This window comes from Citrobacter sp. CK189, assembly GCF_030333505.1.
GTDB classification, from domain to species: domain Bacteria; phylum Pseudomonadota; class Gammaproteobacteria; order Enterobacterales; family Enterobacteriaceae; genus Citrobacter_B; species Citrobacter_B koseri.
In genome coordinates this window covers 104736-121392 of record NZ_JAOWFV010000032.1, presented here as the reverse complement: position 1 = coordinate 121392, position 16657 = coordinate 104736, and the positions used below count along the sequence as shown (strand labels likewise).

Sequence of the window (16657 nt, the reverse complement as noted above, 5' to 3'; positions counted from 1 at the left end):
AAGATGAAAATGAAATCAGGGTTGTTGCCGGGCGCCATCGCATTATTGCTGGCGAATCCGGCATGGGCGACGGTCTGCCATAACTCGAACGGTACGCCGACCGATGTGTTTTACGATCTGTCGAATGTTTTTACCAGCAGCAATAATCAGGTAGGACAGGTGGTGACGCTGCCGGAGAAATCGGGCTGGGTTGGCGTACAGGCGACGTGTCCTGCTGGTACGAATGTGGATTATACCTTTCGAAGCTATGTGACCGAACTTCCCGTGCAAAGTACGGAAGGGGGATTCCAGTATCTCAAGCTCAATGACTACCTGCTGGGGGCGATGAGCATCACCGACAGCTATGCCGGATTATTTTATCCGCCCCGTAATTATATTCGCATGGGGACGCACCCCAATGTACCGAAACAAAAGCCCTTCGGCGTGATGGACTCTAAGCTGATCTTTAAACTCAAAGTGATACGGCCTTTTATCAACATGGTGCCGATTCCCCGCCAGACCATGTTCTCGGTGTATGTCACCACCAGCACCGGCGATGCCCTGAGCACGCCGGTTTATACCATCAGCTACAGCGGTAAAGTCGAGGTTCCGCAAAGCTGTGAAGTGAATGCCGGGCAGGTTGTGGAATTTGATTTTGGCGATATCGGCGCCGCGCTGTTCAGCAAAGCCGGGGCGGGAAATCGCCCGGAAGGGGTGACACCGCAGACAAAAACGGTCGCCATAAAATGTACGAACGTCGCGGCGCAGGCCTATTTGTCGATGCGTCTGGAGGCGGAGAAAATCTCCGGGCAGGCGATGGTCTCTGATAATCCCGACCTGGGCTTTATCGTTTCCGACAGCGGCGGCGTGCCGCTGACGCCTAACAATCTGGCCAGCAAAATTCCATTCCGTCTGGATGACAGCGCCGCCGCCAGCGTAGGGATCCGCGCATGGCCGGTAAGCATCACGGGGAGTAAACCGACGGAAGGGCCTTTTACCGCTCGTGGGTATCTGCGTGTGGATTACGACTAAGGGGAGCGCACAGCCATGAGACTTTTGCTGGCTATTTTTTGCAGCGTGTTGCTGAGCTCGCTTTGCCGGGCTGACACCGCTCTGGGCGAGATTAATATTGAACTGCGCGGTAATGTTGTGGACTTCACCTGCACCGCAGTGACCGGTGACAGTAACAAAACGGTCGAGCTGGGCACCTGGCCCACGAAGCAGTTGAAAACCAGCGGCGATACCACCCAGCCCGTGCCTTTCAGCATCAAACTTGAGGGCTGCCCGCCGGGCGCGGCGTCGATGACCTTTTCAGGAACGCCAGCGGCGGGGACGTCGCTGCTGGCGCTGGATGATGCGGTCATGGCGCAAAAAGTGGCCATTGAGATCCGCGACAGCGATCGCAGCAGATTACCGCTTGAGCAAGCCAGCCAGGCGGTAAGCGTTGATGAAAACGGTAATGCTACGCTGACGTTTTATGCGAATTACATTGCGTTGGCCGATGGCGTTCAGCCAGGAGTCGCAAAGGCGGATGCGACTTTTATGATCAATTACAACTGAAGTCCGATCCCGATAACGTACTCCCGAACGATCTCTCGTCGGGAGTCAGCCACGATCACAGCAAGTCGTGTACCTTCGCGTAATCAATAAGCTCAACAATGGTATGCAGGCCGAGTTTCGAAAATATGTTCGCTTTATGCGCGCTGATGGTTTTGTTACTCAGCAAGAGCTGCTCTGCGATTTCTTTATTCGATAAACCGTTGGCGAGATAGCGCAGTACCGTAACCTCCCTGTTTGAGAGCGGCATATCATTGTGCTCACCTTTTCGTGAACTGGTATTACTGATAAAATTTAGCGTCTCTGAAGGAAAAAAAGAATATCCTGATAAGATCATTTTCACTGCGTTATAAATATCATTGAGATCCTTTCTTTTACTGACAAATCCGTTTGCGCCTGCCCGGATAGCTCTCCCGGCATAAAAAGATTCAGATTTAGACGACAAGAAAAGAATTTTGGTATTTTCTTGTATTGATTTGATTCGTTTAAGCAGTGTAAATCCATCTGTACCCGGCAGCTCTATATCCAGGATGACCAGATCCACAGGATATGTGCGCAGATAATCTACCGCGGTACGATTGTCATCGGTTTTCAGGACAACCTGGATATTACTATTCTTTTCGAGAAGCACTTCTATCGACATTCTGACAATAGGGTGTTCGTCCATAATGATAACGGATGCAGGTTTCATTGTTGTATGCCTCAGACTGTTTGCGCGTCTTCCGTTTGCGGATAAGCGTCAGACACTATTAATTATCAAATAGCCAGAATATACCTCACGAACCTGGGAAGTAGTGAAGGTAATACCATCCTTGTTAACTGACTATTTTGCGTAAGAGCAATAAGCGTGGGGAATATCCATTTCGCACCAACAAAAAAGAAAATTCTGATTAACTAAGAATAGGGAGATTATACCTGGTCTATTTTTTCGGAAAAGGCTTACGGTACACAAATCGGTGCTGGCTGTTAGGATGTTCTGCATGTTTTAGACTGTTTAATAGCGTTTGGTTTTATTCTCTGTTGAATCAATGTTTTGTGGCTAAAAGTATTTTTTTAAATATAAAAACAACACAAAAAACCAATTGTTTAGTTTCTGTTATGTGATTTTTGGGCGAATTTTCAACGATGAGGCCGTGAGAGCCCGTCAATTGAAGGATTATAGAGAAAGAGGGATTTTCCTATGATACCAGGAATAGTTGTAAATATTAATTTTATGTAAAAAATTTACATTTAGTCAGGCGTTAAAATAAGTAATTTCTTAAAAAATCTTATAGCTTAAGAGGTTAGCGTGTTAAATTAAGTGAAGAGAAGTGACGCTAAGGCGGTGTATCAGATACAGCAAACTGTGTCGATGCGGCAAATCCAACTGAGTAATAAGTTGATTGAGTCGATAGATCACCCGGTGATAAGGCGTATTGAGTAAAAGCGCGATTTCCTTTAAAGACATACCCTGAGATAACGCGGAAATGATCTTCCAGTCAGTATGGCTAAAGGTGCCATCAGTATTTTTAACGGAGGGGGGAGATAATAAGGCGTTACGTAATGATGAGAGATTCTGGCGACGTTGCAGAATATAAAACTTACCGGCTTTTTGCATAAAACGCGTCAGACTAACATCCTTATCCGGCACCAGTAAGTAAACCTGGATATCGCTTCGCTCTCGGATAAGCAGGCGTAACCGCTCAAGCGTTTCGTAGCAGGAGACCGCCAGTCCAGCCATATCAACAATCAATTGTCTGATGCCCGTCTCTTCCAGCCTGCGTGAGGGTGATTCCAGAGAGCTGAACACCGCCGTGCGTTTTCCAGAAAATAAATAGCGATTCAGTGTATATCCGAGATAGTTATCCGTCGTGATAATAACCTGAGAGATTGTATTGTCCGGTAGGGCATAATTGAGACGTTGGGTCAGATATTCCAGACGATCAAATACCTGTGGTTCAAGGTGATGGTAGTGGTGAGTGCAATCAGTATTTCTTAAACGGCGATGTCTTTCTTTGCGAAGTGCGCTGCGCATCCTTTCCCTTTCCGTTTTTCTACTCTTTGTTTTGCAAAAGCGCGGGCCATAAGTATCCCTGGCCTAATTGGGCGCCAGAATGAAAAGCAATTTCTTTTTGCGCATGATTTTCAATACCTTCAATGAGTATGACATCTGCAATGTTATACCCCATAAAAATCACCTGGCGCAGTTTCTGAGGATGCAGAATTAGATCCCAGAACGCATTTTTATCCAGTTTCAGACCACTAAAACGCCAGCGGGCGGCAGCCACTTCTTTGATCAAATTTTCATCGACATCATCCAGCCAGACGGGAATTCCGATAGACTCAACCTGTTTTATTTTTTCATAGAGTTGGGAACGCTGGCGGCTATTAAGTGAAAAAAACGTTTCTGGGTCCTGGATTTCAAGGATCAGATTGGACGGGTAGGGGGTTACTCCTGAATTAAAAAAATCCAGGTGTAAAAATACCTTCAGCGGTAAATTAAGAAAATAATGTACGCCTTTGGGATAATGCGTAATAGTGGCGACTTGCTGATAAAAATTCGCCACTATTTTTTCTGGCGAGAGGTGGTGAAAAAAATGCTCAGTATTGACATGAAAAGGAACCTGAGTCAGAACTTCATAGCCAAAGGTACGGGCAGAAGATAAATGAACTATCGGTTCAAGCTTTAAAGGATATTCCCAACAAAAAGGACGTTCCTTTTGAGTGCGCAATGTTGCAGAGTCAAGAATATTTCCCTGTAATACCGGGCGAGTTGCCACAAAAACACTCCTGTAGGCATAAAGAATGCCGCCGAATATTTTCGGTTCCTGACGGTTGTGCAATCAGGAAATATGATAAGTGTCATTGTGGCAGTATGCGAAAAATCGCTGTAGATGACGTTACTTAATCATCTGTGAGATATTTCTCAACATGATGGATGGAAAATTGAGAATATGTCTATTCTTGCAGAAAACCCAGGTTAACTCTGATGTAATTTAAGAACTGCTGTTCATTTTTTACGTGCAGTTTCTTCATGATGCTACGGCGAATTGATTTGGTTTGTTCTTCGCTCAACGAAAGGAGTACGGCAATTTCGCTTAACCGGTGCCCGCGGGCGACCATCTTTAAAAACTGGCGTTCCAGAATGGAGAAATGGCGAGTCGTACAGTAATGGCAAACAGAAGGGGGAACGCTGCGGCGAAGTGCCCGTTTATGCAGGATAAGCACCATCTTTTTGGTTATCTCATCAACATCGTCCTCCCGGTAAATATGCGGCAGCATATAGAGACACGGCCTGAACATAAGTTTGTCTTTATCGTATTCATTACAAATAATGACTCTCTGCTGGTGCCGGGTATGTACCGGTATCTGATAACATCCGGCACTAAACCAGTCTTCATCCAGCGATAAAAATGCGATATCCGCTTTGTCTATATCATCAGCAGGTAGAAATTGAATTTTCTGATGCCACTGATGAGTCAGACGAGTCATGATGATTTTAAGACCGTGTTCGAAATGGCTATTTTGTTCTTTTATGGCGACACTCAGCATAAAAAATATCCTGAACAGCTGGGAAGTGGGGAGGAAATAGTAAGTAAACGCATTAATTTTCTAAATACATTTATCCTTAAAATGCCACTTTATGCAGGCCGAGTTCTTACCAGGTGATTTCCTGGATACTTGCGTAGCGCCAGAAAAAAAGATATTCGTACACTTCCTCAGCAACCAGAACAAAAGCCATTGACTCAGCAGGCGCTCACCGTATAATTCACGCGTTTCATCCGCATGAAGCCATCGCTTCACACAGTGCGCCCTTAGCTCAGTTGGATAGAGCAACGGCCTTCTAAGCCGTGGGTCGCAGGTTCGAATCCTGCAGGGCGCGCCAGTCTTTATTCTCGCCTTTCTGTCAGACTCCATTTCGCTGCGTCGTTATCACTGCATTTCAATCGCCATGTTTCGGCAATGTCAGAATAAAGCGCGTTGCGCGCAGATCGGACGTTACGGACACGGTTCCCTGATGGGCGATGACGATTGATTTGACAATCGCCAGCCCAATTCCGCTGCCTTCGCCCTTACGCTGTCGGGAAGGGTCAACCCGGTAGAAGCGGTCAAACAGGCGCGGTAAATGTTCTGGCGCAATGGGGGCGCCGGGGTTTTCAACGGTAATCTGCGCCTGTCTGTCCATTTCTTTGAGCCGCACGGTAACGGCTTCGCCTTTCGGGGTGTAGCGCATGGCGTTAGACAGCAAGTTGCTGAGCGCTCTGCGTAACATGATGGGATCGCCGGATACCCAACACGCGCGTCCTTCAAAATGCAAACGCACTTCGCGTTCTTCCGCCCAGGCTTCAAAAAAGTCGAACACCTTGTGGACTTCATCCGCCAGGTCGAGCGCCTTTTTCTCCGGGATGAGCTGGTTATTGTCGGCCTGAGCCAGAAACAGCATGTCGCTTACCATCTTCGACATACGGCCAAACTCTTCGAGGTTGGAGTAGAGTACGTCTTCCAGCTCTTTCTGGCTGCGGGTCTGGCTTAGCGCAATCTCTGTTTGCGTCACCAGATTCGTAATCGGGGTGCGAATTTCATGGGCGATATCCGCAGAGAAATTCGACTGGCGGGTAAAAACATCCTCAATGCGTTCAAGCATATGGTTAAACGAGAGCACCAGCCGCTCCAGCTCAATCGGAACGGCCTGCGGGTCAAGACGCACATCGAGGTCTTTCGACGTAATATTTTGAATCCGGCGGCTGACGCTGCGAATCGGTTCATGGCCTTTGTAGACGGCGAACAGCACAATAAAAATGATCATCATGCTAATCAGCGAAGCCGTCATAATCAGCTTATTTTTCAGATCGTTAATATAGTGAAGATGGAAGTCGATCGATAACGCCATATAGAGCGTGTAGGCCGGTTGCCCGTCCGCGAGTTGCCCGACCGGCAGGCGAATCATGCGCCATGCGGAATGGGTACCGTGCCCGTTAGCGTGCCTCTTGCTTTGTAAGTCCGGGCTGGACAACAAAAAGACATCGCCGTTACGCGCGCTGCTATCCGGCGTGGCTTTGGCGATAAACTGGCGAAGATCAGGTGAACCGGGAGAGTGAAAAATCGCCCGCTGGTTGGCATCTTCCAGCGAAATAATGACGTTCGAGTAACCGGCGGCAACGTTTTTTAGGATTTCCAGCCGACGCGCTTCCGGTTCGTCGGGATGTGTGAGGATTCGCTCCAGCGTCGCGCTGATCTCTTTCAGGTCATTGATATCCTGCTCGGCAAAATGCACTTTCACGGAGTGAATCATGATCCAGGCAAACGCAAAAAAAGAGGCAATGGTGGCGAGGCTGATGAAAAATGTCAGGCGCGTCGCCAGCGAGAAAGGGCGCTGAAAGCGTTTAGTCACCATCCGGTACCTCAAGCACATAGCCCACGCCGCGCACGGTCTGGATGAGTTTCGGTTCGAACTCGTTATCGATTTTCGCGCGCAGCCGTTTAACGGCAACGTCAATCGCGTTGGTATCGCTGTCAAAGTTCATATCCCAGACCTGGGAAGCGATCAGCGAGCGGGGCAAGACTTCACCCTGGTGGCGAACGAAAAACTCCAGTAGCGTAAACTCTTTACTGGTGAGCGTGATGCGCATGCCGTTGCGGGTCACTTTTCTGCTGACCAGATCGAGCGTCAAATCCGCGACCTGAAACTGACTTTCGACCATCACCGCCGCGCCGCGCCGCAGCAGCGTTCTGACGCGAGCCAGTAATTCAGCGAAAGCGAACGGTTTAACCAGATAGTCGTCAGCCCCCAGCTCCAGACCTTTTACCCGGTGTTCAATGGTGCCCAGCGCGGTAAGAAGAAGGATTGGCATGCCTTTGTTGGCGGTGCGCAGCATACGGACAATATCCCAGCCATTCACATCCGGCAGCATGATGTCGAGGATCAGCAGATCGTAATCTCCCGTCATCGCCAGGTGATACCCGTTAAGCCCGTTATCCGCCAGGTCCACCACGAAGCCCGCTTCCGTCAGACCTTTGGTCAGGTATTCACCGGTTTTTTTCTCGTCTTCGACTATCAGAATCTTCATCACGTCTTCCTTCACGCAAAGGTTGGGCGGGTTTTCAATTCTAGAGGAGCAGGATCGGATAGCAATCGGTTATTGGGAAAATGACAACTTTGTCATTTTCCTGTCACGGGCCGAACAGAGTCACTTCGTTAAGGTACAGGGCATAAATTCACATTCACTATATGGTTATCAGTCCCGTTGGGACGAGAAACGCTATGCGCAAATTTAAGCTTCTTACCCTCAGCGTGATGCTTGTTCTGACGGGCTGTTCGCTGGCGCCGGACTATCAGCGGCCCGCGTTGCCGGTGCCGCAACAATTCTCCCTGAGCCAGAATGCGCTGGTTTCTGCGCCTGCGGGGTATCAGGAGACCGGCTGGCGAACCTTTTTTGTTGATGAGCAAGTAAAGTTGCTGATCGGCGAGGCGTTACGCAATAACCGTGACTTGCGCATGGCGACGCTGAAAGTGCAGGAAGCCAGAGCGCAATACCGGGTGACGGATGCCGATCGTTATCCGCAGCTTAATTCCGATGCCAGCGGAAGCTGGGAAGGAAAATTAAAGGGTGACAGCAGCAGTACCCGCGAATATGAAGCCGGGCTGAATCTGAGTTTTGATCTGGACTTTTTTGGCCGGCTGAAAAACATGAGTGAGGCTGACCGACAGAACTATTTTGCCAGCGAAGAAGCGCGCCGGGCAGTGCATATCTTATTAATCTCAAACGTGGCGCAAAGTTATTTTAATCAACGGCTGGCGTACGCGCAGTTGCAAATCGCACAAGAAACGCTGGAAAACTATACACGCTCTTACGCATTTGTAGAAAAGCAGTTGCTGACCGGCAGCACGACCGTGCTGGCGCTGGAACAGGCGCGGGGCGTGATTGAAAGCACCCGCAGCGATATTGCGAAACGACAGGGCGAGCTGGCGCAGGCCAATAATGCGCTGCAATTGCTGTTGGGCACTTATTCTGTGCTGCCGGATGACAGGGCGCGCGATAGCGGAGATATTAAAAACGTGACGCTCCCGCCGTCGCTTTCCTCGCAAATCTTGTTGCAGCGCCCGGATATTATGGAAGCTGAACATTCGTTGATGGCGGCGAATGCCAATATTGGCGCGGCGCGCGCGGCCTTTTTTCCCTCCATTACCCTGACCAGCGGGGTGTCCGGCAGCAGCAGCGATCTCTCCCGTTTATTTAATGCCGCGAGCGGGATGTGGAATTTTATCCCGAAAGTGGAACTGCCGATTTTTAACGCCGGACGTAATCAGGCCAACCTCGATCTGGCGGAAATTCGCCAGCAGCAATCGGTTGTGAATTATGAACAGAAGATCCAGACCGCGTTTAAAGAGGTGGCGGATGCGCTGGCTTTGCGCCAGAGCCTGACCGACCAGATAACCGCGCAACAGCGTTATCTGAGCTCGCTGCGTATTACGCTGCAACGCGCCAGAGCGCTCTATCAGCATGGCGCGGTCAGCTATATCGAAGTGCTGGATGCGGAGCGCTCTCTGTTTTCAACCCAGCAAACGTTACTCGATCTGAATTACGCCCGACAGGCTAATGAAATTACGCTGTTCACCGCGCTGGGCGGCGGTTGGGTGGAATAAAAATTTATCGTTATTTTCAGGAGAAAGCATGATGAACAATACAGTAAAAGCGGCGATTTTGGGTCTGTTCTCCGCCGTGGTATTTAGCGTTCAGGCGAATGAACATCACCACGGCGAGATGATGAATAACGCGTCAGCGGCGCAGCCGGAGCAGGTGATTCATTCAACCGGCGTGGTTAAAGCCATCGACAAAGACACGAAAAAAGTGACTATCGATCATGAACCTATTCCGGCGGTCAACTGGCCTGCGATGACGATGCGCTTTACCCTGACCCCGGAAACCCGTTCCGGTGACATTAAACCCGGCGACAAAGTGGCGTTTACTTTCGTTCAGCAGGGCAATCTCTCTTTATTACGCGATATTCAGGTCAGCCAGTAAAGCGTATTCGCTGTCTCTTTGTTCTTGCCCGGGTTTACAGAAGCGCGGGCATATCTCCCGCGTAACTGATCCAGAAAATGGATCGAATGGAAGTCACTATGGCGTCTTTAAAAATAAAAACTACCGCGCTTATTCTCGGCAGTATGATCGTCGGAGGGATTATCTCGGTCGGCGTTTACGCTTATTTTGCGTCTGCGCATCAGCCTGTCGATACTGCGCCTGCCTCCGAAAAGGAGGCCCGTAAGGTTCTGTTCTGGTATGACCCCATGTATCCGAATACGCGCTTTGATAAGCCCGGTAAATCGCCGTTTATGGATATGGATCTGGTGGCGAAATACGCTGACGAAGAGTCAGACACGACCTCTGCGCCAGGCGTGCGTATCGATCCGGTACAGACGCAGAATTTAGGGTTAAAGACGGAGGCTGTCCGCCGTGGGCCGCTGCGCTACGCGCAAACTTTTCCGGCTAACGTCAGTTTCAATGAATACCAGTTTGTGATTGTGCAGGCGCGTTCCGCAGGCTTTATCGATAAAGTCTGGCCGCTGACGGTGGGGGATAAAATTAAGAAAGGAACGCCGCTGATCGACCTGACCATTCCTGACTGGGTTGAAGCCCAGAGTGAATATTTACTGCTGCGGGAAACGGGCGGTACGGCAACGCAGGTGGAAGGCATTCTTGAACGACTGCGTCTGGCCGGGATGCCGGAAGAGGATATCCGCCGCTTAGTCTCGACCCGTAAAATTCAAACCCGCTTTACCCTGAAAGCGCCTATTGATGGGGTGATCACCGCGTTCGATCTGCGCGCCGGGATGAATATCGCCAAAGATAACGTGGTGGCGAAAATCCAGGGGATGGACCCGGTGTGGATCAGCGCGGCCGTTCCTGAATCCATCGCATGGCTGATTAAAGATGCCTCGCAGTTCGATATTACCGTGCCCGCGTGGCCGGATAAACGCTTCACCATCAGTAAATGGGCGATTCTGCCAAGCGTGGACGCCACCACCCGAACCCTCCAGTTGCGCTTACAGGTTGATAACCCGGATGAAGCGCTCAAGCCCGGAATGAATGCGTACCTGAAGCTGAAAACGCAAAGCGAACCGATGCTGCTAATCCCGTCTAAGGCATTGATTGATAACGGAACGGAACAGCGGGTGATCGCTGTCGACAACGACGGTCGCTTTGTGCCGAAACAGGTCTCGGTGTTCCATGAATCACAAGGCGTGACGGCGATTCGCGGCGGGCTTACCGAAGGTGAAAAAGTGGTCTCCAGCGGACTGTTCCTGATTGACTCCGAAGCCAATATCTCCGGCGCGCTGGATCGTATGCGGGCGCAATCTGCTGCGCCCGATCATGCGACCCATTCACATTGAGGGAATGACAAATGATTGAATGGATTATCCGCCGCTCCGTAGCGAACCGTTTTCTGGTTGTGATGGGGGCGCTGTTCCTCAGCATCTGGGGAACCTGGACCATCATTAACACGCCGGTTGATGCGCTGCCTGACCTGTCTGACGTGCAGGTGATTGTGAAAACCAGCTATCCGGGACAGGCGCCGCAGATTGTTGAAAATCAGGTGACCTATCCATTGACGACCACCATGCTGTCAGTGCCAGGCGCGAAGACGGTGCGCGGTTTCTCGCAGTTTGGCGATTCTTACGTGTACGTCATTTTTGAAGATGGCACCGATCCCTACTGGGCGCGTTCCCGCGTGCTGGAGTACCTCAATCAGGTGCAGGGGAAACTGCCTGCGGGCGTCAGCGCGGAAATGGGGCCAGACGCCACCGGCGTCGGCTGGATATTTGAATATGCGCTGGTGGATCGCAGCGGTAAACACGATCTGGCGGAACTGCGCTCTTTACAGGACTGGTTTTTAAAGTATGAGCTGAAAACCATTCCGAATGTGGCGGAAGTGGCCTCGGTCGGCGGCGTGGTGAAAGAGTACCAGGTCGTTATCGACCCGATGAAACTCACGCAGTATGGCATCAGCCTTGCGCAGGTGAAGTCGGCTCTGGACATGTCCAACCAGGAGGCGGGGGGCTCCTCCGTCGAACTGTCAGAAGCGGAATACATGGTGCGAGCCAGCGGCTATTTGCAGACCCTCGATGACTTCAACAACATTGTGCTGAAATCCGGTGAGAACGGCGTTCCGGTGTACCTTCGCGATGTCGCCCGCGTACAGATTGGCCCGGAAATGCGCCGGGGCATTGCTGAGCTGAACGGCGAAGGCGAAGTGGCGGGCGGGGTGGTGATCCTGCGTTCCGGTAAAAACGCCCGGGACGTTATTTCCGCCGTGAAGACGAAGCTGGAAACGCTGAAAAGCAGCCTGCCGGAAGGCGTTGACGTCGTGACAACCTACGATCGCAGCCAGCTGATTGACCGCGCTATTGATAACCTCAGCTACAAATTGCTCGAAGAGTTTATTGTGGTTGCGCTGGTCTGCGCGCTGTTCCTGTGGCATGTCCGCTCTGCGCTGGTGGCGATCATTTCGTTGCCGCTGGGCCTCTGTATTGCCTTTATCGTGATGCATTTTCAGGGGCTGAACGCCAATATAATGTCGCTCGGCGGGATCGCCATTGCGGTAGGGGCAATGGTGGATGCCGCGATTGTGATGATCGAAAACGCGCATAAGCGGCTGGAGGAGTGGGCGCACCAGCATCCCGGCGACCCGCTGGATAACGAAACGCGCTGGAAGGTTATCACGAACGCCTCGGTGGAAGTGGGCCCGGCGCTGTTTATCAGTCTGCTGATTATTACCCTGTCGTTCATCCCGATTTTTACCCTCGAAGGGCAGGAAGGACGCCTGTTCGGCCCGCTGGCATTCACTAAAACCTATGCGATGGCAGGGGCGGCCTTCCTGGCGATCGTGGTGATCCCGATCCTGATGGGCTACTGGATTCGCGGCAAGATCCCGGCAGAGAGCAGTAATCCGCTTAACCGCTTTTTGATCCGCATTTATCACCCGCTGCTGTTGAAAGTGCTGCACTGGCCGAAGACCACGCTGCTGGTGGCGGTACTTTCGATCCTGACGGTCATCTGGCCGCTTAATAAAGTGGGCGGGGAGTTCTTACCGCAAATTAACGAGGGCGATCTGCTGTATATGCCTTCCACGCTACCGGGGATTTCGGCGGCGCAGGCGGCGGATATGCTGCAAAAAACCGATAAGCTGATCATGACGGTGCCGGAAGTGGCGCGCGTGTTCGGCAAAACCGGCAAGGCGGAAACGGCCACCGACTCTGCGCCGCTGGAGATGGTGGAAACGACGATCCAACTGAAACCGCAGGATCAGTGGCGACCGGGAATGACGATGGACAAAATCATCGAAGAACTGGATAAAACGGTGCGCTTACCGGGGCTGGCGAATCTGTGGGTGCCGCCAATCCGTAACCGAATCGACATGTTGTCTACCGGAATAAAAAGCCCGATCGGTATTAAAGTGTCCGGCACCGTGCTGGCTGATATTGATGCCACGGCGGAGCAGATCGAAGAGGTTGCCAGAACCGTACCGGGCGTTGCATCGGCGCTGGCGGAACGGCTGGAAGGAGGCCGTTACCTCAATATCGACATTCATCGTGAAAAAGCCGCCCGTTACGGGATGACCGTCGGTGATGTACAACTGTTTATTACCTCCGCAGTCGGTGGGGCGATGGTAAGCGAAACCGTGGAAGGGATTGCGCGTTATCCCATTAATCTGCGCTACCCGCAGCGCTATCGCGACAGCCCGGAAACCTTACGTCAACTGCCGATTCTGACGCCAATGCAGCAGCAAATTACCCTGGCGGATGTGGCGGACGTGAAGATTGCGGCAGGGCCGTCGATGTTGAAAACCGAAAATGCCCGGCCTGCAAGCTGGATCTATATTGATGCGCGCGATCGTGACATGGTGTCGGTAGTTAACGACCTGAAAAAAGCGATCGCGGAAAAGGTGCAGTTGAAACCGGGAACCAGCGTGGCGTTTTCCGGGCAGTTTGAGCTGCTTGAACGCGCCAGCCATAAGCTGAAGCTGATGGTGCCGATGACGCTGATGATTATTTTCGTTCTGCTGTATCTGGCGTTTCGTCGGGTGGGGGAAGCGCTGCTGATCATTACCAGCGTTCCTTTCGCCCTGGTCGGCGGGATCTGGTTCCTGTACTGGATGGGCTTTCATTTGTCCGTTGCCACCGGAACAGGATTCATCGCGCTGGCAGGCGTCGCCGCAGAGTTTGGCGTGGTCATGCTGATGTACTTGCGTCATGCGATTGAAGCGGAGCCGTCTCTGGATAATCCACAAACCTTTACGGTAGAGAAACTTGATGAGGCGCTGTACCACGGTGCGGTTCTTCGCGTGCGGCCAAAGGCCATGACCGTGGCGGTGATTATCGCCGGTCTGTTACCTATTTTATGGGGAACCGGGGCGGGTTCAGAAGTGATGAGCCGTATTGCCGCGCCGATGATTGGCGGTATGATCACCGCGCCGCTGCTGTCGCTATTTATCATTCCGGCGGCGTATAAACTGATGTGGTTGCGCACGCATCAACATAAGCGCTCATAACGTTATACCTGCTGCGCCAGTCGTCCGGCCCGTGGAGTACGCTTCATGGGCCGGATGAGATGCCATAGCGTATTGAACGGTGAATTATGTTTATCTTTTAAAATCAAGTTATTACTGTTGCGTGGTGAATATTTTGTCTTTATCGCCGCAAAGAAAGTAAGCCTTAACAGGTTAATTTATTTTAAGTGTTTCTGCTCAGGTTCATTATTATTTTTTCCCTCCTGACGTTACATTTTTGTTCTCCAGATCTTCTTCAATATTAAAGACGATGCCGCAGTGTAAATTCCACGCATAATGAAAAAATCCGACAGTCTACTCCTTTAGTTTATATTGCAATCCCTCTTTTTTTATTTCAGAATCGCGGCGCGAGCAGCGATGTTATTCCAAATTGTTATAATTTTGAGTTAAATTTGTATTGTGTAGCACATAAGTTACGCTAACTTTAATCATTTATGAATGTTTTTATGTATCAATAAAACGGCAAAAATAGTTAAAAACTTAATTTCTCACGAATTATTTGATCTGGAATCCATTATGGTAATCAAAAGCTAGGGATGGGGGACGATTTTGCGTTTTTCACATAAACGAGAATGAGATGTATCTCGAATAAAAAATAAGGACTTGCTGATGAGTTTTGGATTGATGAAGGATAACAAGTTTGAAATTATCGCTGTTTTCCGTGAAGAGCTACTAAAGAAGACTAAACTAGAGCTTAAATATGCCAACACTAGTGTGGTCACGCAGCTGGAAAAAGTTGATTTTGAACATTTTGTTATCCCTCACCATAAGGATATTGTCACCAAAAAGATCCAAACGTTTATTCTCCATAGTGAAAATGGAATTATAAAATTTAACGCCAGAATTGATCAGGAAATGTCAGACGGCATGGAGAATGCGCTGGCGTATTTCATTCCCGAGATGGTCTTTCTTATACAACGACGCCAGCATCAGCGCTTCTCCTTCCTGAAGGGACACAGTTTCAACTGCTTTGGACGATATAAAAATGGAGAGAATTATTCTTTCAAAATTAAAAATATGTCCAGGGGGGGATGCGCATTAATTGCGCAGGATGCGAATACGCGTTTTCTCTATAAAGATGCCGTCATAAAAGGCGCGTCTCTGGATTTTGAACAATTCGGCTATTTGCAACTCGACTTAAAAGTGGTGGATGTGGTGATGGTCAATGAATTTGATTCAGAGAATAAGCTGTATTCCTGTTATCAGGTCTCCTGCCGTTTTGATTTTAAAAATTCGCGTGAAGAAGCAGAGATCGAAAGAATCATCATTAGTTTTTTAATGGGCAATAAAGTTCGACGGCTATAAAGGGTAAAGGGTGGTCATGATGATGTTGTGAGCAGCCTCCCTGACGCTCCGCCTTACCCGGCGAGGATCTCTTGTTCCGCATGTTTTACCTGAACTTCCAGCGTATCGCGAATTTCCGCTAATGCGCGCTCCTGCTCGGCAAAGTACGCTTCTTTGTCGGTTACGGATGTGGCAAGACGCCAGGCGTTCTCCGTTTCCAGCTCGCTTATCTCTTTGAGCAGGGCGTTAATTTGCGTTCTGAGTTGCTCTATCTTACTGCGCAGATGGGCAAGATTGTTCAGCCTGTCGCTCGCCATCATCGGCTCCAGACCGCTTTGCAACTGGGTAAGTAGCGAACGGATCGTGGCCAGGTCGGCATTCTGCCTGGCCTGGTTAAGTTGAACCATCATCTGGTGCGCTTTTTCTTTCAGCTCATCGGCGACCACGTCCGGGTGGCAGAGTCGGCTGGCCTGGCGCCACAGGCGTTTAAGCTCATTACGTTCATCAGCAGAGAGGCGCTGATCGCGCGCATAGCGGTGCTGCGCATCCTGATGCTGCTCCTGATATTCCTCATATTCGTGATCGGCCTCTTCACGCGCCTGCCGGGTTGCGCTGTCATCCTGACGCGAGAAATCATTCTCCAGCTCGCGAATTTCCGCCAGCAGGGAGGTGATAAGTTCCGTCTGCTGCTGAATACGCTCTCTGGTTTCCACCGCTTCCCGGGAGGTTGAGCTAAGGCTTACCCAGTGCTGTTTAAGCTTCACTAACTGATCGATAGCCTGAGAAATATACTGCTGGCAGGACTGATAGTCCTTTTCACGTCGTCTGAGTTCGGCCTCTTGCCTACGCTGCGCGCTGGCGGCCAGCTGTTTGCGCAGCTCCAGAATACGGCCCATGAGCGGGCCAAGGCGCAAGTGATACAAATCGTTGAAGTCGTCGAGGATCTGGATGCGGGCATTGCGTTTGTCGATCAGCTCGCGTAGCTGCGTTTCGAGCGCTTTCAGTTCCAGCTTGCTGGCGGCGATGCCGGGGTCCTGCCACGTCGAGACGGCGCGCTGGGACTGTAACCAGGCGGCAATTTCACGCATCGCGTCGCCGAAACGTCGCTCCTCGATCGCCAGGGCAATGGTGCCGATGGCCGCATCCAGAGAGGCGTCTTTCAGGTGCGCAAGTTGCTGATGGATGATCTCCTCATCCTCAAGTTCGATGGCGCTTTTGACGATCTCTAACCGTTTAATGATTTTATTCATGACAGCCGATGCCCGACGTGACTCAAAAACGAGTGACA

At 50.6% G+C, this 16657-nt stretch carries 14 protein-coding genes and 1 tRNA gene; 8 read left to right on the top strand and 7 right to left on the bottom strand.

From position 1 onward, the window contains the following. The first annotated feature begins 3 nt into the window (after nucleotides 1-3). Both fimH and sfmF read left to right on the top strand, forming a co-directional pair. Nucleotides 4-1011 carry a type 1 fimbria D-mannose specific adhesin FimH gene (gene fimH, locus OGV83_RS02045; RefSeq protein WP_049011840.1) on the top strand — a complete coding sequence of 336 codons (1008 nt, stop codon included), beginning with the start codon at nucleotides 4-6 and terminating at the stop codon, nucleotides 1009-1011. Between the two features lie 15 nt (nucleotides 1012-1026). Beyond that, the gene (gene sfmF / locus OGV83_RS02040) at nucleotides 1027-1539 is read left to right on the top strand and encodes a fimbria assembly protein (protein ID WP_134769656.1); all 513 of its coding nucleotides are present in this window, start codon (nucleotides 1027-1029) and stop codon (nucleotides 1537-1539) included. 55 nt (nucleotides 1540-1594) lie between these two features. Here sfmF and fimZ read toward each other — a convergent pair whose 3' ends face one another. The 4 genes from fimZ to fimW form a co-directional block, all read right to left on the bottom strand. Further along, nucleotides 1595-2227 (bottom strand): fimbria biosynthesis transcriptional regulator FimZ, encoded by a 633-nt coding sequence (gene fimZ / locus OGV83_RS02035; RefSeq protein ID WP_012133449.1) that lies wholly within the window; start codon nucleotides 2225-2227, stop codon nucleotides 1595-1597. A gap of 600 nt (nucleotides 2228-2827) precedes the next feature. Next, complete coding sequence (fimY, locus tag OGV83_RS02030; protein ID WP_049011841.1) at nucleotides 2828-3550, bottom strand: fimbria biosynthesis regulator FimY; 723 nt, start codon at nucleotides 3548-3550, stop codon at nucleotides 2828-2830. Between the two features lie 19 nt (nucleotides 3551-3569). Then, nucleotides 3570-4295, bottom strand: a complete 726-nt coding sequence (locus tag OGV83_RS02025) for an EAL domain-containing protein (protein ID WP_227657319.1) — start codon at nucleotides 4293-4295, stop codon at nucleotides 3570-3572. 178 nt (nucleotides 4296-4473) lie between these two features. After that, nucleotides 4474-5067 (bottom strand): fimbria biosynthesis transcriptional regulator FimW, encoded by a 594-nt coding sequence (gene fimW / locus OGV83_RS02020; RefSeq protein ID WP_047458307.1) that lies wholly within the window; start codon nucleotides 5065-5067, stop codon nucleotides 4474-4476. A gap of 257 nt (nucleotides 5068-5324) precedes the next feature. Here fimW and OGV83_RS02015 point away from each other — a divergent pair. After that, nucleotides 5325-5401 (top strand) — tRNA-Arg (locus OGV83_RS02015). A gap of 57 nt (nucleotides 5402-5458) precedes the next feature. Here OGV83_RS02015 and OGV83_RS02010 read toward each other — a convergent pair. Together OGV83_RS02010 and cusR are read right to left on the bottom strand one after the other, a co-directional pair. Beyond that, nucleotides 5459-6910, bottom strand: a complete 1452-nt coding sequence (locus OGV83_RS02010; RefSeq protein WP_012133444.1) for a Cu(+)/Ag(+) sensor histidine kinase — start codon at nucleotides 6908-6910, stop codon at nucleotides 5459-5461. Continuing rightward, the gene (cusR, locus tag OGV83_RS02005) at nucleotides 6900-7583 is read right to left on the bottom strand and encodes a copper response regulator transcription factor CusR (RefSeq protein WP_024130574.1); all 684 of its coding nucleotides are present in this window, start codon (nucleotides 7581-7583) and stop codon (nucleotides 6900-6902) included. Before cusR ends, OGV83_RS02010 begins: the two co-directional genes overlap by 11 nt. A 194-nt stretch (nucleotides 7584-7777) precedes the next feature. Between cusR and OGV83_RS02000 the strand changes: the two genes are divergently transcribed. From OGV83_RS02000 to OGV83_RS01980, 5 genes are all read left to right on the top strand, one after another. Then, a complete protein-coding gene (locus tag OGV83_RS02000; RefSeq protein ID WP_286463082.1) occupies nucleotides 7778-9160 on the top strand; it encodes an efflux transporter outer membrane subunit in 1383 nt (460 codons plus the stop codon). Nucleotides 9161-9191: 31 nt separating this feature from the next. Then, nucleotides 9192-9539, top strand: a complete 348-nt coding sequence (gene cusF, locus OGV83_RS01995) for a cation efflux system protein CusF (protein WP_058669153.1) — start codon at nucleotides 9192-9194, stop codon at nucleotides 9537-9539. A 98-nt stretch (nucleotides 9540-9637) separates the two neighbouring features. Beyond that, nucleotides 9638-10909 (top strand): efflux RND transporter periplasmic adaptor subunit, encoded by a 1272-nt coding sequence (locus tag OGV83_RS01990; RefSeq protein WP_058668731.1) that lies wholly within the window; start codon nucleotides 9638-9640, stop codon nucleotides 10907-10909. Between the two features lie 11 nt (nucleotides 10910-10920). After that, the gene (locus OGV83_RS01985) at nucleotides 10921-14067 is read left to right on the top strand and encodes a CusA/CzcA family heavy metal efflux RND transporter (RefSeq protein ID WP_058668732.1); all 3147 of its coding nucleotides are present in this window, start codon (nucleotides 10921-10923) and stop codon (nucleotides 14065-14067) included. Nucleotides 14068-14694: 627 nt separating this feature from the next. Beyond that, nucleotides 14695-15390: a flagellar brake protein gene (locus tag OGV83_RS01980; protein ID WP_058668733.1), complete on the top strand. Its 696-nt coding sequence runs from the start codon at nucleotides 14695-14697 to the stop codon at nucleotides 15388-15390. 53 nt (nucleotides 15391-15443) lie between these two features. Here the strand turns inward: OGV83_RS01980 and OGV83_RS01975 are convergent, their stop codons facing one another. Then, entirely contained in the window at nucleotides 15444-16619 is a 1176-nt protein-coding gene (locus OGV83_RS01975) for a coiled-coil domain-containing protein (RefSeq protein ID WP_058668734.1), read from the bottom strand. Nucleotides 16620-16657 lie beyond the last annotated feature (38 nt).

Bases quoted from the DNA above. Each gene is read 5' to 3' on its own strand.
- fimY (WP_049011841.1), bottom strand. From the start codon at position 3,550: ATGCGCAGCGCACTTCGCAAAGAAAGACATCGCCGTTTAAGAAATACT.
- fimH (WP_049011840.1), top strand. From the start codon at position 4: ATGAAAATGAAATCAGGGTTGTTGCCGGGCGCCATCGCATTATTGCTG.
- cusF (WP_058669153.1), top strand. From the start codon at position 9,192: ATGAACAATACAGTAAAAGCGGCGATTTTGGGTCTGTTCTCCGCCGTG.
- OGV83_RS02000 (WP_286463082.1), top strand. From the start codon at position 7,778: ATGCGCAAATTTAAGCTTCTTACCCTCAGCGTGATGCTTGTTCTGACG.
- OGV83_RS01985 (WP_058668732.1), top strand. From the start codon at position 10,921: ATGATTGAATGGATTATCCGCCGCTCCGTAGCGAACCGTTTTCTGGTT.
- OGV83_RS01990 (WP_058668731.1), top strand. From the start codon at position 9,638: ATGGCGTCTTTAAAAATAAAAACTACCGCGCTTATTCTCGGCAGTATG.
- sfmF (WP_134769656.1), top strand. From the start codon at position 1,027: ATGAGACTTTTGCTGGCTATTTTTTGCAGCGTGTTGCTGAGCTCGCTT.
- OGV83_RS01980 (WP_058668733.1), top strand. From the start codon at position 14,695: ATGAGTTTTGGATTGATGAAGGATAACAAGTTTGAAATTATCGCTGTT.
- OGV83_RS01975 (WP_058668734.1), bottom strand. From the start codon at position 16,619: ATGAATAAAATCATTAAACGGTTAGAGATCGTCAAAAGCGCCATCGAA.
- fimZ (WP_012133449.1), bottom strand. From the start codon at position 2,227: ATGAAACCTGCATCCGTTATCATTATGGACGAACACCCTATTGTCAGA.
- cusR (WP_024130574.1), bottom strand. From the start codon at position 7,583: ATGAAGATTCTGATAGTCGAAGACGAGAAAAAAACCGGTGAATACCTG.
- fimW (WP_047458307.1), bottom strand. From the start codon at position 5,067: ATGCTGAGTGTCGCCATAAAAGAACAAAATAGCCATTTCGAACACGGT.
- OGV83_RS02010 (WP_012133444.1), bottom strand. From the start codon at position 6,910: ATGGTGACTAAACGCTTTCAGCGCCCTTTCTCGCTGGCGACGCGCCTG.